We start from the raw sequence: 18,084 nt of genomic DNA on the forward strand, positions 1-18,084 counted from the left end.
CGCGGCCCAGCCGGCCGCCGAGGCCGCCGCCGCCGCGGTCGCCGCCGACCTGCCCGCCGCCGTGCCGGACGCCGAGGTGCTCTACACGACGTCGACCGTGCTGTCCGGCGTCGCGGTGCGCGCCGACGCCGCCGACTACGACGCGCTGGCTGCGCTGCCCGACGTCGTCGCGGTGCACCCGATCTACCCGAAGAAGGTGTCCAACACCGGCGCCGCGTCCGTCGTGCAGGCCGTGCAGGCCTGGGAGGACCTCGGCAACACCGGCGAGGGCGTGTCCATCGGCATCATCGACACCGGCATCGACTACACGCACACCGACTTCGGCGGCAGCGGCAGCGTCGACCAGTTCGACACCCTGCAGCAGTACGAGGCCCAGCCCGCCCCGGCCGGCGTCTTCCCCAACGCCAAGGTGGTCGGCGGCTACGACTTCGTCGGTGACAGCTACGACGCCGACCCGTCGAGCCCGGACTACCAGCCCGTGGCCATGGCCGACCCGAACCCGCTGGACTGCAACGGGCACGGCACCCACGTCGCCGGCACCGCAGCCGGGTACGGGGTCGAGGCCGACGGCAGCACCTACACCGGTGGCTACGCCGGCGGCGTGCCCGGCGACCTGCGGATCGGCCCCGGCATGGCGCCCGGCGCCGAGCTGTACGCCCTGAAGGTCTTCGGCTGCGAGGGCTCCACCGACGTCACGATGCAGGCCATCAACTGGGCCATGGACCCCAACGGCGACGGTGACCCGAGCGACCACCTCGACGTCATCAACCTGTCGCTGGGCTCGGACTACGGCCTGGCCGACGACGCGGACTCCATGGCCATCAACCAGGCGATGGAGATGGGCATGCTGGCCGTGCTGGCCGCCGGCAACGCCGGGGACAGCTACGACATCGGCGGCTCACCGGGCAACGCCGCCCGCGGCATCGGCGTCGCGGCGAGCAACGACGGCTACGGCGTCTTCGACGGCTGGCAGGTCACCTCGCCCGAGGGGCTGCTCGACGGCACCCGACCGGGCCTGCGCTCGGTGGCCTACAGCGACACCGACGCGGACGGCGCGACCAAGCCCGACGTCACCGGTGACCTGGTCTACGCCCCGGCCGGCAACACCGACGCCTGCGCCGCGCTCCCGGCCGGCTACGCGACCGGGAAGATCCTGCTGATCGAGGCCAACGGCTTCGCCTGCGGCTCGGTCACGAAGGGCACCAACGCGGTCAACGCCGGCGCCGTCGGCTTCGTGATCATCGCCGACGACGACCTGCTGGAGACCGGCATCACCGGTGTCGCGCAGATCCCCGGCATCCTGGTCACCAACTCCGACGGCGGCGCCCTGCGCGGCGCGGTCACCGGTGGTCAGACCGTCACGGTCACCTTCGGGCCCAGCCTGAAGGACGCCGCGTCCTTCACCGACCCCGACCAGGTCGACCTGCTCGCCTCGTTCAGCTCCCGCGGCGTCCGCCAGGAGGACGGCGCCAAGCCCGACGTCACCGCACCGGGTGTCACGGTCTACTCCGCCGGTGTCGGCCAGGGCTCGGGCGGCGCCAGCCTCTCGGGCACCTCGATGGCCACCCCGGTCACCGCCGGCGTCACCGCGCTCATCCGCGCGGCGCACCCGGAGTGGAGCACCGAGGAGGTCAAGGCGGACCTGATGAACACCGCCACCCACGACCTGTACACCGAGCCCGGCCGGACCGGTGACGTCTACGGGCCCAACCGGGTGGGCTCCGGCCGCATCGACGCCGCATCGGCCCTGCGCAACGAGGTCCTGGCGTACGCCGAGGCCGGGTCCGGCGTGGTGACGGCGTCCTTCGGCGTCGTCGAGGTCGACCAGGAGCAGGTCAGCGCCACCAAGACCATCACGGTCGAGAACAAGGGCGGCCGCGCCGCGGTGTACCGCGTCTCCTACGACGCGCTGGTCGCCCAGCCCGGTGTCCGGTACGCCCTGTCGGCCCAGCGGCTGACCATCCCGCCGGGCCAGAGCCGCACGGTGACGATCACCATGACCGCCACCCAGGACGACCTGCGCAAGGTCGCCGACCCGACCGTGGTCGTCGACGACGGCCGGCAGTTCCTCGGCGAGGCCAGCGGCCGCGTCGTGCTCACCCCGACCAACAACCGGGGCGAGGTGCTGCGGGTGCCGGTGCACGCCAACCCGAAGCCGGCCTCCACGCTGACGGCGACCCCGTCGGCGGACGGCTCGACCATCGGGCTGTCGGGCGAGGCCGTGGCCAACGGCGACCTGTTCGACCCGACCAGCTACACCTCGTTGGTCAGTGCCTTCGAGCAGCTGGGCACCAGCCCGCAACTGCCGAAGTGCGACGCCGAGACCGGTCTGGTCAGCACCTGCTACAAGACCGAGCTCGAACGATCGGTCGACCTGGCCGCGGTCGGGGTGGCCTCGGACGTCGCCGACAGCCCGGACGACCCCGGTGTGTACTTCGCGGTCTCCGCGCACGGGAAGTACACGTCGGCGGAGACGGCCGTGAACTACGGCGTCTTCATGGACACGACCGGGGACGGGGTCTGGGACTACCAGGTCACCACCACCCGGATCGCCGACTACGACATCCCGCTGGTCGTCATCACCGACCGGGACTACCAGCTGGTCGGTGCCGGTGGCCAGCCCTACGTCGGTGCCATGAACGTCTACGACGGCCTGGTCGACACCAACGCCTACGACTCGGACGTGCAGATCCTGGGCATCCCGCTGTCGCAGCTGCCGACCGCGCCCGGGCGCATCTCCTTCGGCGTCCAGTCGGCCAGCTACAACGGCACGGTGGACGACGTCGGCACGCTGTCCACGCCGACCGGGCCCGAGCTCGCGCCGCAGGCGATGAGCTTCGACCCGACCGCCCCGGGGCTGTCCTTCAGCACCGAGGACGGGACGGCGCTGCTCGTGCCGGCGACCGACGGCACGCAGATCGCCGTCACCCAGGACGCCGAGTCCTACGCCGCGGACACCGCGGTCGGCGGTGACAAGGGCGCCATGGTCGTGCTGAGCCAGAACTCCAGCGCGGCCGGCCGCACCCAGTCGGTGCCGATCGCCCCCGCCGGGGGTGCCGACGCCACGGTCGTCACCGTCCCGCCGGCGGCGGAGGCACCCGCCACGGACCAGCCGGCGGACACCACCGGCTGATCCACCGCACCACCCGAGCACGCACCGGCACCCCCCGCGACGCACTCCCGCGGGGGGTGCCGGTGCGTGCGGGCCCGGGCACTAGCCTCTGAGCCCATGCGCCTGGCAGTGATCCCTGGAGACGGCATCGGCCCCGAGGTGGTGGCCGAGGGCCTCAAGGTCCTGGGCGAGGTCGCCCCCGACGTCGAGACCACCCCCTACGACCTCGGCGCGGCCCGCTGGCGGCGCACCGGGGAGCTGCTGCCCGACAGCGTCCTGGACGAGCTGCGCGGTCACGACGCGATCCTGCTCGGCGCGGTCGGCGACCCCGGCGTGCCGGCCGGCATCCTCGAGCGGGGCCTGCTGCTCAAGCTGCGCTTCGAGCTCGACCACCACGTCAACCTGCGGCCGGCCAAGCTCTACGACGGCGTGGACAGCCCGCTGGCCGACCCCGGCGAGATCGACATGCTGTGCGTCCGCGAGGGCACCGAGGGGCCCTACACCGGCAACGGCGGCGTGCTCCGCCGGGACACCCCGCACGAGGTCGCCACCGAGGTCAGCGTCAACACCGCCTTCGGCGTGGAGCGGGTCGCCCGCTACGCCTTCGAGCGGGCCGTCGCCCGGCCCCGCAAGCACCTGACGCTGATCCACAAGACCAACGTGCTCACCCACGCCGGGTCGCTGTGGTCGCGCACCGTGGAGGAGGTCGCCGCGGAGTTCCCCGAGGTCACCGTCGCCTACCAGCACGTGGACGCGGCCTCGATGTTCTTCGTCACCGACCCGTCCCGCTACGACGTCATCGTCACCGACAACCTCTTCGGCGACATCGTCACCGACGTCGCCGCCGCGGTCACCGGCGGCATCGGCCTGGCCGCCAGCGGCAACATCGACGCCTCGGGCACCCACCCGTCGATGTTCGAGCCGGTGCACGGCTCGGCCCCCGACATCGCCGGCCAGGGCGTCGCCGACCCGACCGCCACCGTGCTGTCCGTCGGCCTGCTGCTGGACCACCTCGGCCGCACGGAGCAGGCCCGCAAGGTCAACGCCGCCGTCGCCTTCGACCTGTCCACCCGGGACCGGGCCCAGCCGCTGCGCACCGCCGAGGTCGGCGACCGCCTGGCCGCCCTCGCCGGCGGCTGAGGGCCCCGTCCCGGGACCTGCTCGACAGGTCCCGGGAGGGGGTGCCATCATCTGCGGCGATGCACACCACCGGCACGATCACCATCACCTAGCGCGCAGTCACCCCCCCGACTGCGCGCTCACCTCCCGTACCCCGGGAGGTTTTTTTGTGCCCGGACACCCGAGGAGCCCCCATGACCACCCCGACCGTCGAGGTCTTCGACACCACGCTGCGCGACGGAGCCCAGCGCGAGGGGATCACCTACTCGGTGGCCGACAAGCTCGCCGTCGCCCGGCTGCTGGACTCCGTCGGGGTCTCCTACATCGAGGGCGGCTGGCCCGGCGCGCTGCCCAAGGACACCGAGTTCTTCGCCCGCGCCCGCACCGAGCTGCAGCTGCGGCACGCCGTGCTGGTCGCCTTCGGCGCCACCCGCAAGGCCGGCGTCCGCGTCGAGGACGACGCGCAGGTCCACGCGCTGCTGGACTCGCAGGCCCCGGTCGTCTGCCTGGTCGCCAAGAGCGACCCCCGGCACGTGCGCGACGCGCTGCGCACCACTCCCGAGGAGAACCGGGCGATGGTCGCCGACACCGTCGCCTTCCTGGTCGGCCACGGCCGGCGGGTGTTCGTCGACTGCGAGCACTTCTTCGACGGCTACGCCGCCGACCCCGACCACGGCGTCGCCGTCCTGCAGGCGGCCTTCGACGCCGGCGCCGAGGTCGGCGTCCTGTGCGACACCAACGGCGGCATGCTGCCCTCGGGCATCACCCGGGTGGTCACCGACGTCCGGGCCCGGGTGCGCGGGCAGCTGGGCATCCACTGCCAGGACGACACCGGCTGCGCGGTCGCCAACTCCCTCGCCGCGGTCGAGGCCGGGGTCACCCAGGTGCAGGGGACGGCGAACGGCTACGGCGAGCGCGCCGGCAACGCCAACACCTTCACCCTCATCGGGAACCTGGTCACCAAGATGGGCCTGCGCGTCGTCCCCGCCGCGTGCCTGCCCGAGCTCACGAGGGTCAGCCACGCGATCGCCGAGCTGGCCAACCTCACCCCCGACGACCACCAGCCCTTCGTCGGCGCCTCGGCCTTCGCGCACAAGGCCGGCCTGCACGCCAGCGCCATCAAGGTCAGCCCGGAGCTGTACAACCACCTCGACCCCGCGACCGTCGGCAACGACATGCGCATCCTGGTCACCGAGATGGCCGGCCGGGCATCGGTGGAGCTCAAGGGCCGCGAGCTCGGCGTCGACCTCACCGGCCAGGACGCCGCGGTCGGCCGGGTCGTCACCGCCGTGAAGGAGCGCGAGGCGCGTGGCTGGTCCTACGAGGCCGCCGACGCCTCCTTCGAGCTGCTGCTGCGCAGCGAGCTCGCGGACGCGCCCGCGCCGCTGTTCGAGCTGGAGAGCTGGCGGACCACCGTCGAGCACCGGCCCGACGGCCAGGTGGTCAGCGAGGCCGTGGTGAAGGTGGGGCTGCCGGACGGCGACGGCGGCACCGAGCGGGTGGTCGCCGTCGGCGAGGGCAACGGCCCGGTCAACGCCCTGGACAACGCGCTGCGCGCCGCGCTCGTCAGCCGCTGGCCGCAGCTGGCCGAGGTCGCGCTCAGCGACTACAAGGTGCGCATCCTGGGCTGGACCGGTGGCACCAGCGCCACCACCCGGGTGCTGGTCGACACCGCGGACAAGGCGGGGGAGTGGACCACGGTCGGCGTGCACGAGAACGTCGTCGAGGCCTCCTGGCTGGCCCTGGTGGATGCCCTCACCTACGCCGTCCTCAGCCGCTGACCCGGGAGCGCAGCAGGCAGAACTCGTTGCCCTCGGGGTCGGCGAGCACCACCCAGTCGACGTCCCCCTGGCCGACGTCCACCCGCACGGCGCCGAGCTCCAGCAGCCGCTCGAGCTCGGCGTCCCGGTCGCGGTCGGTGGCGTTGACGTCCAGGTGCAGCCGGCGCCGTCCCGGCGTCGGGTCGGGCACCCGGACGAGGTCCAGCACCGGCACCGGGCCCTTCGGCGGCTGGCCGGGCGGGCCCAGCGTGACCAGCTCGTCGTCGGCCTCCTGCACCTCCCAGCCGAGCACCTGCCCCCAGAACGCGGCCAGCGCGGCCGGGTCGGTGCAGTTGACGACGACCGACGTGATGCGGGCTGCCATGCCGCCCGATCATGGCCCGCCGCGTGCCCGGCCGCACATCAGTAGCCTCGACCCGTGCGCATCGTCCGTTACGCCTCACCCACCGGCATGTCCTTCGGCGTCCTCGACGGCGACGGCCAGGTCGCCCAGATCGAGGGCCACCCCTTCGGCCAGATCAGCTTCACCGGCCAGCGGCACGCCGCCGCCGACGTCCGGCTGCTCTCGCCGATCCTGCCCAGCAAGGTGGTCTGCGTCGGCAAGAACTACGCCGACCACGTGAAGGAGATGAACACCGGCGACGCACCGAAGGAGCCGCTGGTCTTCCTCAAGCCCTCCACCTCGGTGATCGGCCCCGGTGACGCGATCCGCATCCCGCCGGGCAGCACCAACGTGCACCACGAGGCCGAGCTGGCCGTCGTCATCGGCGCCCGGGGCGCCCGGCACGTCACCGAGGAGCAGGCGCAGGCCAGCATCTTCGGCTACACGATCGGCAACGACGTGACCGAGCGGGACATGCAGAAGAGGGACAACCAGTGGACCCGGGCCAAGGGCTTCGACTCCTTCTGCCCGATCGGGCCCTGGATCGAGACCGACCTGCCCGGCATCGGCAAGGACCCCGCCGACCTGCAGGTCACCTGCACCGTGGACGGCGAGCTCCGCCAGGACGGCCGCACCAGCCAGCTGCTGTTCGGCATCCCGACGCTGATCTCCTACATCTCCCAGGTCATGACGCTGCTCCCCGGCGACGTCGTGCTCACCGGCACCCCGGCCGGCGTCGGCCCGCTGCGCGCCGGTGGCTCGGTCACCGTGGCGATCGAGGGCCTGGGCGAGCTCACCAACTCCGTCGCCGGCGCGGACACCACCTCCACCGCCCGATGAGCAGCCCGGTCCGCACGCGGTTCTGCCCCTCGCCGACGGGCACGGTGCACGTCGGCGTCATGCGCGCCGCGCTGTTCAACTGGGCCTACGCCAAGCACACCGGGGGGCAGTTCGTCTTCCGCATCGAGGACACCGACGAGGCACGCAACACCGAGGAGTCCTACCGGCACCTGCTGGACAGCCTGCGCTGGCTGGGCCTGGAGTGGGACGAGGGCCCCGAGGTCGGCGGCCCGCACGGCCCGTACCGGCAGTCCGAGCGGGGGGAGGTCTACCGCGACGTGCTGGCCAAGCTGGTCGAGGCCGGGCACGCCTACGAGTCCTTCTCCACCCCCGAGGAGGTCGCCGCCCGCCGGGTCGCCGCCGGGCAGGACCCCAAGCAGGGCTACGACGGCGCCGACCGCGAGACCACCGAGGCGCAGAAGGCCGCGTTCCGCGCCGAGGGCCGCCAGCCCGTGCTGCGGCTGCGGATGCCCGACACCGACCTGTCCTGGGACGACCTGGTCCGCGGCGAGGTCACCTTCGCCGCCGGCGCCGTCCCCGACTTCGTGCTCGCCCGGGCCGGCGGCCAGCCGCTGTACACCCTGGTCAATCCGGTCGACGACGCCCTGATGGGGATCACCGACGTGCTGCGCGGGGAGGACCTGCTGTCCTCCACCCCCCGCCAGCTCGCGCTCTACACCGCGCTCACCGACGTCGGCCTCGCCGACGGTGCCCCCCGCTTCGGGCACCTGCCGCTGGTGATGGGCGAAGGCAACAAGAAGCTGTCCAAGCGCGACCCCACGTCCAACCTGGACCTCTACCGCGAGCGCGGCTTCCTGCCCGAGGGCCTGGTCAACTACCTGGCGCTGCTGGGCTGGGCGATCGCCGAGGACCGCGACGTGTTCTCGCCCGCCGAGATGGTGGCGGCCTTCGACGTCCGCCGGGTCAGCCCCAACGCGGCCCGCTTCGACCTGAAGAAGGCCGAGGCCATCAACGCGACCCACCTGCGCGCGCTGCCGGTCGAGGAATTCGTCGCCCGGGTCACGCCCTACCTCGCCGACGCCGGCCTGGTCGAGCCGACCCCGACGCCGGAGCAGCAGCGGGTGCTGGACACCATCGCGCCGCTGGCCCAGGAGCGGATGGTCGTGCTGAGCGAGGCCGTCGGCCTGCTGGGCTTCCTGTTCCGCGACCAGCCCGAGTACGACGAGGCCGCGGTCGCCAAGCAGCTCACCGGCCCGGACGCCGTCGAGGTCCTGGACGCCGCCACCGCGGCGCTCACCGCCCTGCCGGAGTGGACCACCGGGACGATCGAGGCCGCGCTGAAGCAGGCGCTGGTCGAGGAGCTGGGCCGCAAGCCGCGGCAGGCCTTCGGCCCGGTCCGGGTGGCGATCAGCGGTCGCACCGTCAGCCCCCCGCTCTACGAGTCGATGGAGCTGCTCGGCCGGGAGGCCTCGTTGGCCCGCCTCGCCGCCGCCCGGGAGGTCGCGGTCCCGTGACCGGGCCGGGGCCCGGGTGGTCCTACGGCGGTCCGCCGCCGACGCGGCCCTGGGGTGCGCAGCCCCAGGTGCCGCGCTCGTGGGTGCCCGCCCCGCCGCTGCCCCCTCCGCCGCCCCCGCCCACCGGCGGACGGCCGGTCACGCCGCCGGGCGCCCCGCCCTTCGACGAGCCGCAGCCCTACGCCTGGCTGATGCGCTCGCGGGACTGGGCGTGGTGGCGGCCGCTGCTGGGCCTGCTGCTGTTCGCCGTCCTCTACGCCGTGGCCGCCGTCGTCGTGGTGTTCGTCGTGGTGCTGACCGGGGTCGTCCCGGTCGCCGACCTGCTGCAGCTCACCGACCCCGGCGTCCTGCTGGTCACCAACGCGTCGTTGATCGTGGCGATCCCCATCGTCTGGGCCGCGTGGGCGGTCGCGCACGGCATGGGCCGGGGCTGGTCGGGGTCGGTGCGCGGCCGGATCCGGTGGCAGCTGCTGCGCCCCTTGACCTGGCGGGCGCTGGTGACCATCGGCGTGGGCGTCGTCGTCACCATCGGCCTCTCGCTGACCGACGGGCCGGTGTCGATCACCGGGCCCGACGGCAGCTACGTCTGGCTGCTGGTCGTCGTGCTGCTGACCACGCCGCTGCAGTCGGCCGCCGAGGAGTTCGTCTTCCGCGGCTACCTCAGCCAGACCGTCGCGGCCTGGTTCCGCACCGAGCGCACCGGCGCCGTGGTGGCCGCGGTGCTCACCGCCGCGCTGTTCTCCGCCGCGCACGCGCCGCCGGACGTGCTGACCTTCGCCGACCGGTTCGTCTTCGGCCTGGCCGCCTCGTGGGTCACCCGGCTGACCGGCGGGCTGGAGGCGGCGATCGTGCTGCACGCGGTCAACAACGTTGTCGTGTTCGTGCTCGCCGGCGCCCTGGGCGGGGACACCGGGACCGCGCTGCCGCTGTCCTTCGGCATCTCGCTGCTGATCACCTTGCTCGACGTGGTGGCGATGGGCGCCTACGTCTGGCTCGTCGCCCGGGCGCGGCGCACCCTGCGGCCGGAGCTGGCCAGCCCGGCGGTCGACCTGCGCCGCCCGCCGACGGCCCGGCAGCAGACCTGGCAGCCGACCTGGGTGCCCGCCCCGCCGCTGCTACCGCAGGCCCCGGCGTCGACCGTGCCCGAGCCCGACCCGCGGTGGTCCCGGGAGGGGGGTGCGTGAACGCCGTCCCGGCATCGGGTAGTGTCTCCGACGGCGCCGCGAGGCCCGCACAACAGCACAGCCCATGGGGTATGGGGTAATTGGCAGCCCGACGGTTTCTGGTTCCGTTAGTCTAGGTTCGAGTCCTGGTACCCCAGCGAGGAACGCTCCACCTCCTCTTGTAACATCTGCACCGCAGTTCTGGCCCCGTCGTCTAGCGGCCCAGGACGCCGCCCTCTCACGGCGGTAGCGAGGGTTCGAATCCCTTCGGGGCTACACCACGAGGACCCCCGGCCCACTGGGCCGGGGGTCCTCTGCGTTCCCGGGGCGTTGACGCCGGGCCCGGGGTGGGCTGTGATCGGGGTCTCATCCCACCTCAGCGCGGAGGCGTCCATGAGCAGGCTCCGGTTCGGCATCTTCCTGGCCCCGTTCCACCCGGCGGGGGAGAACCCCACCACGGCGCTGCAGCGCGACCTCGAGCTCGTCGCCCACCTGGACCGGCTGGACTACGACGAGGCCTGGATCGGCGAGCACCACTCCGCCGGCAGCGAGATCATCGCCTCGCCCGAGATCTTCATCGCCGCGGCCGCCGAGCGGACCAAGCGGATCAAGCTCGGCACCGGGGTCACCTCGATCAGCTACCACAACCCGCTCTGGGTGGCCGAGCGCATGGTGCTCCTGGACCACCTGACCCGGGGTCGGGTGATGCTCGGCTGCGGGCCCGGGTCGCTGCCCACCGACTCGATGATGCTGGGGCTGGATCCCACGGCCACCCGTGAGCTGCTGGCCGAGAACCTCGACATCATCATGCGGCTGCTGCACGGCGAGACGGTCACCGCGACCACCCGCACGCACACCCTCGTCGACGCCCGGCTGCACCTGCGTCCCTACAGCGAGCCGCTGTTCGACGTCGCGGTGGCCGCCGTCGCCTCGCCCACCGGGCCGCGGATGGCCGGTACGCACGGCGTCGGCCTGCTGTCGGTCGGCGCGACCCTGAGCCCCGACGGCTTCGACGCCCTGGCCCACCACTGGGGCGTGGTCGAGGAGCGCGCGCAGGCGCACGGGCAGACGGTCTCCCGGCGGGACTGGCGCCTGGTCGGGCTGATGCACGTCGCGGAGACCCGCGAGCAGGCCTACGCCGACGTGCAGTACGGCATCGAGCAGTGGTTCCGGTACTTCCAGAAGACCGCGGCGTTCCCCCAGATGGCGGTCGAGGGCGGCGACGTCAAGGAGATGATCGACTTCATCAACGAGGCCGGCATCGGCGCCATCGGCACCGTCGAGGACGCCCGCAAGCAGGTGCAGAAGCTGTGGGACCAGTCCGGCGGCTTCGGCGCCATGCTGCTGCTGGCGCACGAGTGGGCCAACCCCGAGGCCACCAAGCGGTCCTACGAGCTCATCGCCCAGCACGTCGTGCCGCACTTCCAGGGCGGCCAGGTCACCCACGCCCAGGCCACGCTGGACGCCAAGCAGCGGGCCGGGGCCAAGCGCGAGGACTACGCGGCCGCCCAGCTGCAGGCGGTCGCGACCATGACCGAGCGCTACCAGGCCGAGGTCGCCGCCAAGGGTTGAGCGCCAAGGGTTGAGCTCCGCGTCCGGGGGCACCGTGCCCCCGGACGCACCCACCCCGGGTGCCCAGACCTCGGGAGCAACTCGTGGACCTCGGCATCGCCGGACGCACCGCCCTCGTCACCGGAGCCGACTCCGGCATCGGGAAGGAGACCGCCCGCCTCCTGCTGGCCGAGGGGGTGACGGTGGTCATCACCGACGTCGACGGCGACGCCCTCCAGCAGGCCGCCGACGAGCTCGGCGAGGGCGTCACCGCCATCGCCGCCGACCTGACCGACGCCGCCGACGTCGACCGGCTCAAGGCCGAGGTCGTGGCGGCCATCGGGGACCCGGCCATCCTGGTGAACGCCGCCGGCATCACCGGGGCGCAGGGACTGTTCCACGAGATCGACGAGCAGGGCTGGCGGGACACCCTGGAGATCGACTTCTTCGCCGCCGTCCGGGTCGTGCGGGCCTTCGTCGACGGCATGCGCTCGGCCGGCTGGGGCCGCGTCGTCCTGCTGGCCAGCGAGGACGCCGTCCAGCCCTACGTCGACGAGCTGCCCTACTGCGCGGCCAAGGCCGCCGTCCTGTCGCTGGTGAAGGGCCTGTCCAAGACCTACGGCTCGGACGGCGTCCTGGTCAACGCGGTGTCGCCGGCGTTCATCGCGTCCCCGATGACCGACAAGATGATGGAGAAGCGCGCCGACGAGAAGGGCACCAGCTTCGACGAGGCCGTGGAGTCCTTCCTGGAGGAGGAGCGCCCGGGCATGGAGCTGGGCCGCCGCGGCGAGGTCGCCGAGGTCGCCGCCGTCATCGCGTTCCTGTGCTCGGAGCGCGCCAGCTTCGTCAACGGCAGCAACTACCGCGTCGACAGCGGGTCGGTCTCGACGATCTGAGGTCCGGCCGGGTGGGGCTGTTAACGTTCACAATCGTGATCAGCACCACCCGGCACCTCGCCGACGGCCGCGAGGTCGTGTACTTCGACAGCGTCCCGACGCCGCGCGAGGCGGCGGACCCGCGGGAGCTGCCGCCGGTCGCGACCGCCTCCCAGGTGCGCTGGGACCCGTTGCTGGGGGAGTGGGTGGTCATCGCCGCCCACCGGCAGACCCGCACGTTCCTGCCGCCGGCCGACCAGTGCCCGCTGTGCCCCTCGACCCCGGAGCGGGCCACCGAGCTGCCCGAGGCCGACTACGAGGTCGCGGTCTTCGAGAACCGGTTCCCGTCGTTGTCCACCGAGGTCGACCGGGACGTCCCGGTGCACGCCGAGGGCAACCCCCTGGTGGTGCGGCGGCCGGGGGAGGGTCGCTGCGAGGTCATCGTGTTCACCAGCGACCACGACCGGTCCTTCGCCGACCTGGGCCGGGACCGCGCCCGGTTGGTGGTCGACGCGTGGGCGCACCGCACGCAGGCGCTGTCGGCGCTGCCGGGGGTGGAGCAGGTGTTCCTGTTCGAGAACCACGGCGAGGAGATCGGGGTGACGCTGTCGCACCCGCACGGCCAGGTGTACGCCTACCCCTTCCTCGCCCCGCGGGTGCAGAAGATCCTCGGCCAGGTCGGCGCGTACGAGGGCGACCTGTTCGCCGACGTGCTGGCCGCCGAGCGGTCCGGCCCGCGGGTCGTCCGCGCCAACGAGCACTGGACGGCGTTCGTGCCGGCCGCGGCGCGGTGGCCCTACGAGCTGCAGCTGTTCCCGCACCGCCGGGTGCCCGACGTCGCGGCGCTGACCGACGAGGAACGGGACGCCTTCGTCGAGGTCTACCTGGACGTGCTGGGCCGGTTCGCGCACCGGTTCGAGGAGCCGATGAACTACATCTCCTCCTGGAACCAGGCCCCGGTGCACGCCGGGCGGGAGGAGTGGTGGCTGCACCTGCAACTGTTCAGCTTCCGCCGCGCGCCGGGGAAGCTGAAGTACCTGGCCGGCTCGGAGTCGGGGATGGGCGCGTTCATCTCCGACACCTCACCCGAGGGTGCGGCGGAGGCGCTGCGCGCGGTGGTCGTGCCGTGAGCACCTTCACCGACGCCTTCGGCACCGACCCCGAGGGCGTCTGGCTGGCACCCGGTCGAGCCAACGTGATCGGCGAGCACACCGACTACAACGACGGCTACGTGCTGCCCGTCGCGCTGCCGCACCGGGTGCTGGCCTCGGTGGCCCGGCGCACCGACGGGCTGCTGCGCATCGCCTCGGTGCAGCAGCCCGGCGCCGTCGTCGAGCTGCCGATGACCGAGGTGCGGGCCGGCAACCCGGCCGGCTGGGCCGGCTACGTCGCCGGGGTGGCCGAGCAGTTCGACCTGCCGGGTGGGCTGTCGGTGCTGGTGGACGGCGACGTCCCCGCCGGTGCGGGCCTGTCCTCGTCGGCGGCGGTGACCTGCTCGGTCGCCCTGGCGCTGCGCGACCTGCTGCGCCCGGACCTGCCGGTCGACGCGCTGGTCGACGTGGCGCGGCGGGCGGAGAACGACTTCGTCGGGGCGCCCACCGGGATCCTGGACCAGTCGGCATCGCTGCTGTGCGAGGCCGGGCACGCGCTGTTCCTGGACACCCGCGACCGCAGCCGACAGCAGGTGCCGTTGGACCTCGCCGCGGCGGGGCTGGCGCTGCTGGTGGTCGACACCGGGCACACGCACTCGCACGCCGACGGCGGCTACGGCGACCGGCGGCGGGAGTGCGAGGCGGCCGCGGCCGCGCTCGGCGTCCCCGCGCTGCGCGACGCCACGCCCGCCGACGTCGAGGGCCTGGCCGACGACGTGCTCCGCCGCCGGGCGCGGCACATCGTCACCGACAACGCCCGGGTGCTGCAGGTCGTCGAGATGCTGACGGGTGGCGGTGACCCGCGCGCGATCGGCCCGGTGCTGACCGCCGGGCACGTGTCGCTGCGCGACGACTTCGAGATCTCCACGCCCGAGCTGGACGCCGTCGTCGACACCGCGCTGGCCGCCGGCGCCCACGGGGCCCGGATGGTCGGCGGCGGCTTCGGCGGCAGCGCGATCGTGCTGGTGGACACCGAGGACCTGGAGGCGGTCACCGCCGCCGTCCAGCCCGCCGGGTGCGCCTACCGGACCTTCGTCGTCGTCCCCTCACCGGGCGCGCACCGGGTCGGGTGACCGACCTCGACGGGCTCCGGTCGGCCTACGACCGGGTGGCCGATGCCTACGTCGGGATGCAGGCCGGGGACCTGGGCGCGCACCCGTGGCTGCGGGCGGTGCTCGCCGGCTTCGCGGAGGGAGTGCGCGAGCTCGGGCCTGTGCTCGACGTGGGCTGCGGGCCGGGTCAGGTGTCGGCGCACCTGGCCGGGCTGGGCGTGGACGTGTCCGGGGTGGACCTGTCCCCGCGGATGGTCGAGCACGCCCGCCGCGACCACCCGGGCCTGCGCTTCGAGGTCGCCTCGGCCACCGACCTGCGGCCCGCCGCGGGGTCGCTGGGCGGGGTGCTCGCCTGGTGGTCGCTGTTCCACCTGCCGCGGGCGACGGTGCGCACGGTGCTCGGGACGCTGGCGGAGGCGTTGGTGCCCGGGGGGCAGCTGGCCTGGGGCACACACGTGGGCGACGGCGAGGTGCAGCGGCGGGACGCCTACGGCGTCGAGGGCGTCTCGTGGACGACGTACCTGTGGCAGCCGGACGAGATGGCCGCAGTGCTGGCGGGTGCGGGCCTGGAGCCGGTGGTCGAGCTGCGCTTCCCGCCACTGTGGGGTGCTCGCCCGCAAGCCCTCCTCGTCGCCCGCCGGCCCGGCTGACCGCCGCGGCCGAGCCGTCCCGGCCGGGTCAGCCTGAGCGGGGGAACAGGGGTGGGTCGGGTTCTCGGCGGTGGTCGATGGGGGCGACGGTGGTGTCGGTGAGGAGGCCGGTGATGATCTCGCGGCCGTCGGGGCGGAACGTGCGCCAGCACCTGTCGTCGGGGTCCCACTTCAGCCGGTAGCCGTGGTGGACCTGGGTGTGGTGGCGTTCACACAGCAGCGCGGTGTTCTCCAGGCTGGTGGCTCCGCCGTCGATCCAGTGGATGAGGTGGTGGGCGTCGCACCACCAGGCCGGGGCGTGGCAGCCGGTGAACACGCACCCACCGTCCCGGACCTCGGCGGCGCGGCGGATGTGCGCCGGCACCAGGCGGTGGGCGCGGCCGACGTCGAGCGGGAGCCCGTCGGGGCCGAGCAGGACGCGGGCGACGTCCCCGTCGCAGGCGGCCTGCCGGGCCACGGTGTTGGACGCGGTCGCCCCTGATCCCAGCCGGGTGGCGGCGGGGCGGGTGTCGGGGTCGGCGAGGTCCTCCAGCTGGATCAACGCGGTCACCTGGGGCTTGGTCGTGCGCAGCATGGGCAGGTCCCCGGCGGCCAGGTGCAGCGCGGCCAGCTGCACGAGGGCGTCGGCGGCGCGCTGGTCGCGGGAGCGCAGGTCGCCCTCGCAGCGGCCGGCGGCAGCGATGGCCTCCAGCGCGGCCTCCACCTGCTCCCCACCGGCAGCGTCCAGCTGCCCACGGATTGCCCGGGTGCCATCGGCGCGGCGGGAGATCCGCAGGCCCCTCCCCTCGGTCGGGTCGGTCGGCGGTGGGCCGTCGGGGTCGATCGCGTCGGCGATCCGCCGGCACACATCGGCCAGCGTGCGGGGCGCCTGCAGCGCGGTCTCGGCCACCAGCAGGTCCAGCGCGGGCAGGTCCACCCCGGCCGCCTCGCCGGTCGCCCACACGTCGTCGGCGAGGATCCGGCCGATCAAAGCCACCTGCCCGCCGGTGATCCCGCCGGTGGCAGCACCAGCGCCGACGGCCGGCATCCGCACGGCTAGCCGTCCTGCTGCCAGCGTTCCAGCGGCTTCGGGACCGGACAGGTGGGCGTGCCCGCGCAACCAGGGCCGCATCCCGGTCAGCCCGTCGGCGTAGGCGGCATCCACTGACTCGGCGTGGGCGACGGTGCGGGCCAGCTCGGCCTGCGCGAGGTTGACCAGCCGGGCCAGACCCCGAGCCCGGTCCAGCAACTGCGCGGCCGACACCCCGCCCTCCAGCGGCGTCTGCGACGCAGCCAGCGCCGCCTCGATCGCCGCGCACACATCGGCCGGCGGCGGCTCCGGTGACCGGGACGCAGCAGCCATCGGCGAGGGCGCCGGCGGACGCTCAGCACCGAGCGCGCCGGGTGCGAGGGGCTCGGGCGTCCAGGGCTCGGCGTCGTCCAGACCCACCGCCGACACCTCCCACTCATTCGATCAGGTGTTCGAATTGTAGCTCGGTCGGCTGGGGGGAGCAAGACGAATCCGCAGGTCAACCCACCGTTCGCCCGTAGCCGCGGTTCGTCACGGGTGGATGGGCGGCACCGTGGCGTGGGACCAGTCCTACGGCCCGTGGGCTCCACGAGTGCCGGCCGACGCGGCCATCCTCCTCGACGGCTACGACGGCACGTGGTGGAACGCCGGCGGCCGGGTGATCGAGGCTCTGACGGGTCCGTGCAGGCAGCACGGGGACCTCGACATCGGGGTGCCACGGACCGACGTCGCCGGTCTGTGGCGCCACCTGGCCGGCCGCTTCGACGTGTGGGTTGTCGACCAGGGTTCACTGCGCCCGGTGCTCCGCGCCGACGACGACATGCCGCCGTCCTGCGTCAACCTCTGGCTGCGCCGCAGCGGAGCCGACCCGTGGGAGTTCGACGTCCTGCTGTCCGAGGTGACCGACGGGACGTGGAGCTACCAGCGAGACCCCCGGGTGTCAGCTGCGCTGGACGACGTCCTCACCGAGCACGGCGGCGTCCGGTACCTGCGGCCCGAGGTGCAGGTGCTGCACGAGGCTCCCGGGCTGCGGCCGGTCGACCAGGCGGAGGCCGAGGCCTCCGTCCCGCTCCTGTCGACGGCGGCTCGCCGCCGGTTGCGCGACGCCCTCGGGGTCGCCCACCCCGGCCATCCGTGGATCGGGGCCTTCGCCCGCGGTTGACACTGCGCCGTTGCGGATGTGCATGGTCACGAGCGCTCAGCGGGCGGCGCGGGCGATCGCGTGGGCGGCCTCCAGGACGGCGCCGACCACCTCCGGGCTGGGCCGCCGTCCCAGCCGCTCGACCGGGCCGGAGACCGACACCGCACCCAGCACGCCGCCGGCGCCGTCCCGCACCGGGGCCGACAACGACGCCACCCCCGGCTCGCGCTCGGCGACGCTGTGCGCCCACCCCCGGCGGCGGACGTCCAGCAGCGTGCGGGCGGTGAAGGAGGCCGAGGGCAGCAGCGGGGTGACCTCCTCGGCGGGGGCGAAGGCGAGCAGGGCGTGCGCCGCGGAGCCCGCCGTCATGGGCAGCCGGGCGCCGACCGGGACGGTGTCCCGCAGCCCGGACAGGCGCTCGGCGGCGGCCACGCAGACGCGCGCGGAGCCGTCGCGGACGTAGAACTGCGCGCTCTCGCCGCTGACGTCGCGGAGGGTGACCAGGTGGCGGGTCGCTGCCTCGGCGAGCTGGTCGGCGAGGTCCCGGCTGCCCCGGCCGAGCTCGGCCAGCGCCGGCCCCGGGGCCCAGGACCCGTCGGGACGGCGGCGCACCAGCCGGTGCCCCTCCAGCGCCACGGCGAGCCGGTGCGCGGTTGCGCGTGGCAGCCCGGTGCGCTCCACGAGCTCGGCGAGCGTGGCGGGTTCGTCGGCGACGGCGTGCAGGATCGACACCGCTTTGTCCAGCACGCCGACGGGGTTAGGCTGTCCCACGAGCTGATACTT

15 protein-coding genes and 2 tRNA genes are annotated in these 18,084 nt (G+C 73.8%); 14 read left to right on the forward strand and 3 right to left on the reverse strand.

Going from position 1 to position 18,084, the window contains the following annotated elements:
* The 3 genes from NH342_RS09655 to cimA all read left to right on the forward strand — a co-directional run.
* A partial coding sequence (locus tag NH342_RS09655; RefSeq protein ID WP_253014164.1) for a S8 family serine peptidase occupies positions 1-3,133 on the forward strand: 3,133 nt, incomplete at its 5' end.
* Between the two features lie 96 nt (positions 3,134-3,229).
* On the forward strand, positions 3,230-4,252 hold the full coding sequence (locus tag NH342_RS09660) for a 3-isopropylmalate dehydrogenase (RefSeq protein ID WP_253014166.1): 1,023 nt from the start codon (positions 3,230-3,232) through the stop codon (positions 4,250-4,252).
* A 173-nt stretch (positions 4,253-4,425) separates the two neighbouring features.
* Positions 4,426-6,012 (forward strand): citramalate synthase, encoded by a 1,587-nt coding sequence (cimA, locus tag NH342_RS09665; RefSeq protein WP_253014168.1) that lies wholly within the window; start codon positions 4,426-4,428, stop codon positions 6,010-6,012.
* On the opposite strand, the gene NH342_RS09670 is transcribed toward cimA, so the two are convergent.
* Positions 6,002-6,376 (reverse strand): VOC family protein, encoded by a 375-nt coding sequence (locus NH342_RS09670; protein WP_253014170.1) that lies wholly within the window; start codon positions 6,374-6,376, stop codon positions 6,002-6,004. The genes cimA and NH342_RS09670 overlap by 11 nt on opposite strands.
* A 54-nt stretch (positions 6,377-6,430) precedes the next feature.
* Here NH342_RS09670 and NH342_RS09675 point away from each other — a divergent pair, with 54 nt between their 5' ends.
* The 10 genes from NH342_RS09675 (at position 6,431) to NH342_RS09720 (ending at position 15,151) form a co-directional block, all read left to right on the forward strand.
* Positions 6,431-7,234 (forward strand): fumarylacetoacetate hydrolase family protein, encoded by an 804-nt coding sequence (locus NH342_RS09675; protein WP_253014173.1) that lies wholly within the window; start codon positions 6,431-6,433, stop codon positions 7,232-7,234.
* A complete protein-coding gene (gene gltX / locus NH342_RS09680) occupies positions 7,231-8,709 on the forward strand; it encodes a glutamate--tRNA ligase (RefSeq protein WP_253014175.1) in 1,479 nt (492 codons plus the stop codon). The genes NH342_RS09675 and gltX overlap by 4 nt, the downstream gene beginning before the upstream one ends.
* Positions 8,706-9,893, forward strand: a complete 1,188-nt coding sequence (locus NH342_RS24180) for a CPBP family intramembrane glutamic endopeptidase (RefSeq protein WP_253014188.1) — start codon at positions 8,706-8,708, stop codon at positions 9,891-9,893. Before gltX ends, NH342_RS24180 begins: the two co-directional genes overlap by 4 nt.
* A gap of 65 nt (positions 9,894-9,958) precedes the next feature.
* Positions 9,959-10,030, forward strand: a tRNA-Gln gene (locus NH342_RS09690).
* Between the two features lie 45 nt (positions 10,031-10,075).
* Positions 10,076-10,148 (forward strand) — tRNA-Glu (locus NH342_RS09695).
* A 117-nt stretch (positions 10,149-10,265) separates the two neighbouring features.
* Positions 10,266-11,444 (forward strand): LLM class flavin-dependent oxidoreductase, encoded by a 1,179-nt coding sequence (locus tag NH342_RS09700; protein WP_253014190.1) that lies wholly within the window; start codon positions 10,266-10,268, stop codon positions 11,442-11,444.
* Positions 11,445-11,527: 83 nt separating this feature from the next.
* On the forward strand, positions 11,528-12,319 hold the full coding sequence (locus NH342_RS09705; RefSeq protein ID WP_253014192.1) for an SDR family NAD(P)-dependent oxidoreductase: 792 nt from the start codon (positions 11,528-11,530) through the stop codon (positions 12,317-12,319).
* 35 nt (positions 12,320-12,354) lie between these two features.
* Positions 12,355-13,428 (forward strand): galactose-1-phosphate uridylyltransferase, encoded by a 1,074-nt coding sequence (gene galT / locus NH342_RS09710; RefSeq protein ID WP_253014194.1) that lies wholly within the window; start codon positions 12,355-12,357, stop codon positions 13,426-13,428.
* A complete protein-coding gene (gene galK, locus NH342_RS09715) occupies positions 13,425-14,522 on the forward strand; it encodes a galactokinase (RefSeq protein ID WP_253014196.1) in 1,098 nt (365 codons plus the stop codon). The genes galT and galK overlap by 4 nt, the downstream gene beginning before the upstream one ends.
* On the forward strand, positions 14,519-15,151 hold the full coding sequence (locus tag NH342_RS09720; protein WP_253014198.1) for a class I SAM-dependent methyltransferase: 633 nt from the start codon (positions 14,519-14,521) through the stop codon (positions 15,149-15,151). The genes galK and NH342_RS09720 overlap by 4 nt, the downstream gene beginning before the upstream one ends.
* A gap of 28 nt (positions 15,152-15,179) precedes the next feature.
* Here the strand turns inward: NH342_RS09720 and NH342_RS09725 are convergent, their stop codons facing one another.
* The gene (locus tag NH342_RS09725; protein WP_253014200.1) at positions 15,180-16,580 is read right to left on the reverse strand and encodes an HNH endonuclease signature motif containing protein; all 1,401 of its coding nucleotides are present in this window, start codon (positions 16,578-16,580) and stop codon (positions 15,180-15,182) included.
* Positions 16,581-16,752: 172 nt separating this feature from the next.
* Here NH342_RS09725 and NH342_RS09730 point away from each other — a divergent pair, with 172 nt between their 5' ends.
* Positions 16,753-17,322: a hypothetical protein gene (locus NH342_RS09730; protein ID WP_253014202.1), complete on the forward strand. Its 570-nt coding sequence runs from the start codon at positions 16,753-16,755 to the stop codon at positions 17,320-17,322.
* A 36-nt stretch (positions 17,323-17,358) separates the two neighbouring features.
* On the opposite strand, the gene NH342_RS09735 is transcribed toward NH342_RS09730, so the two are convergent.
* Entirely contained in the window at positions 17,359-18,072 is a 714-nt protein-coding gene (locus NH342_RS09735; RefSeq protein ID WP_308200632.1) for an IclR family transcriptional regulator, read from the reverse strand.
* Between the last annotated feature and the right edge of the window lie 12 nt (positions 18,073-18,084).

Source organism: Klenkia sp. PcliD-1-E (assembly GCF_024124375.1).
Lineage (GTDB): Bacteria > Actinomycetota > Actinomycetes > Mycobacteriales > Geodermatophilaceae > Klenkia.

Excerpts from the sequence above, each read along its gene's own strand:
- NH342_RS09660 (WP_253014166.1), top strand. The coding sequence starts at position 3,230 with ATGCGCCTGGCAGTGATCCCTGGAGACGGCATCGGCCCCGAGGTGGTG.
- NH342_RS09670 (WP_253014170.1), bottom strand. The coding sequence starts at position 6,376 with ATGGCAGCCCGCATCACGTCGGTCGTCGTCAACTGCACCGACCCGGCC.
- cimA (WP_253014168.1), top strand. The coding sequence starts at position 4,426 with ATGACCACCCCGACCGTCGAGGTCTTCGACACCACGCTGCGCGACGGA.
- NH342_RS09700 (WP_253014190.1), top strand. The coding sequence starts at position 10,266 with ATGAGCAGGCTCCGGTTCGGCATCTTCCTGGCCCCGTTCCACCCGGCG.
- gltX (WP_253014175.1), top strand. The coding sequence starts at position 7,231 with ATGAGCAGCCCGGTCCGCACGCGGTTCTGCCCCTCGCCGACGGGCACG.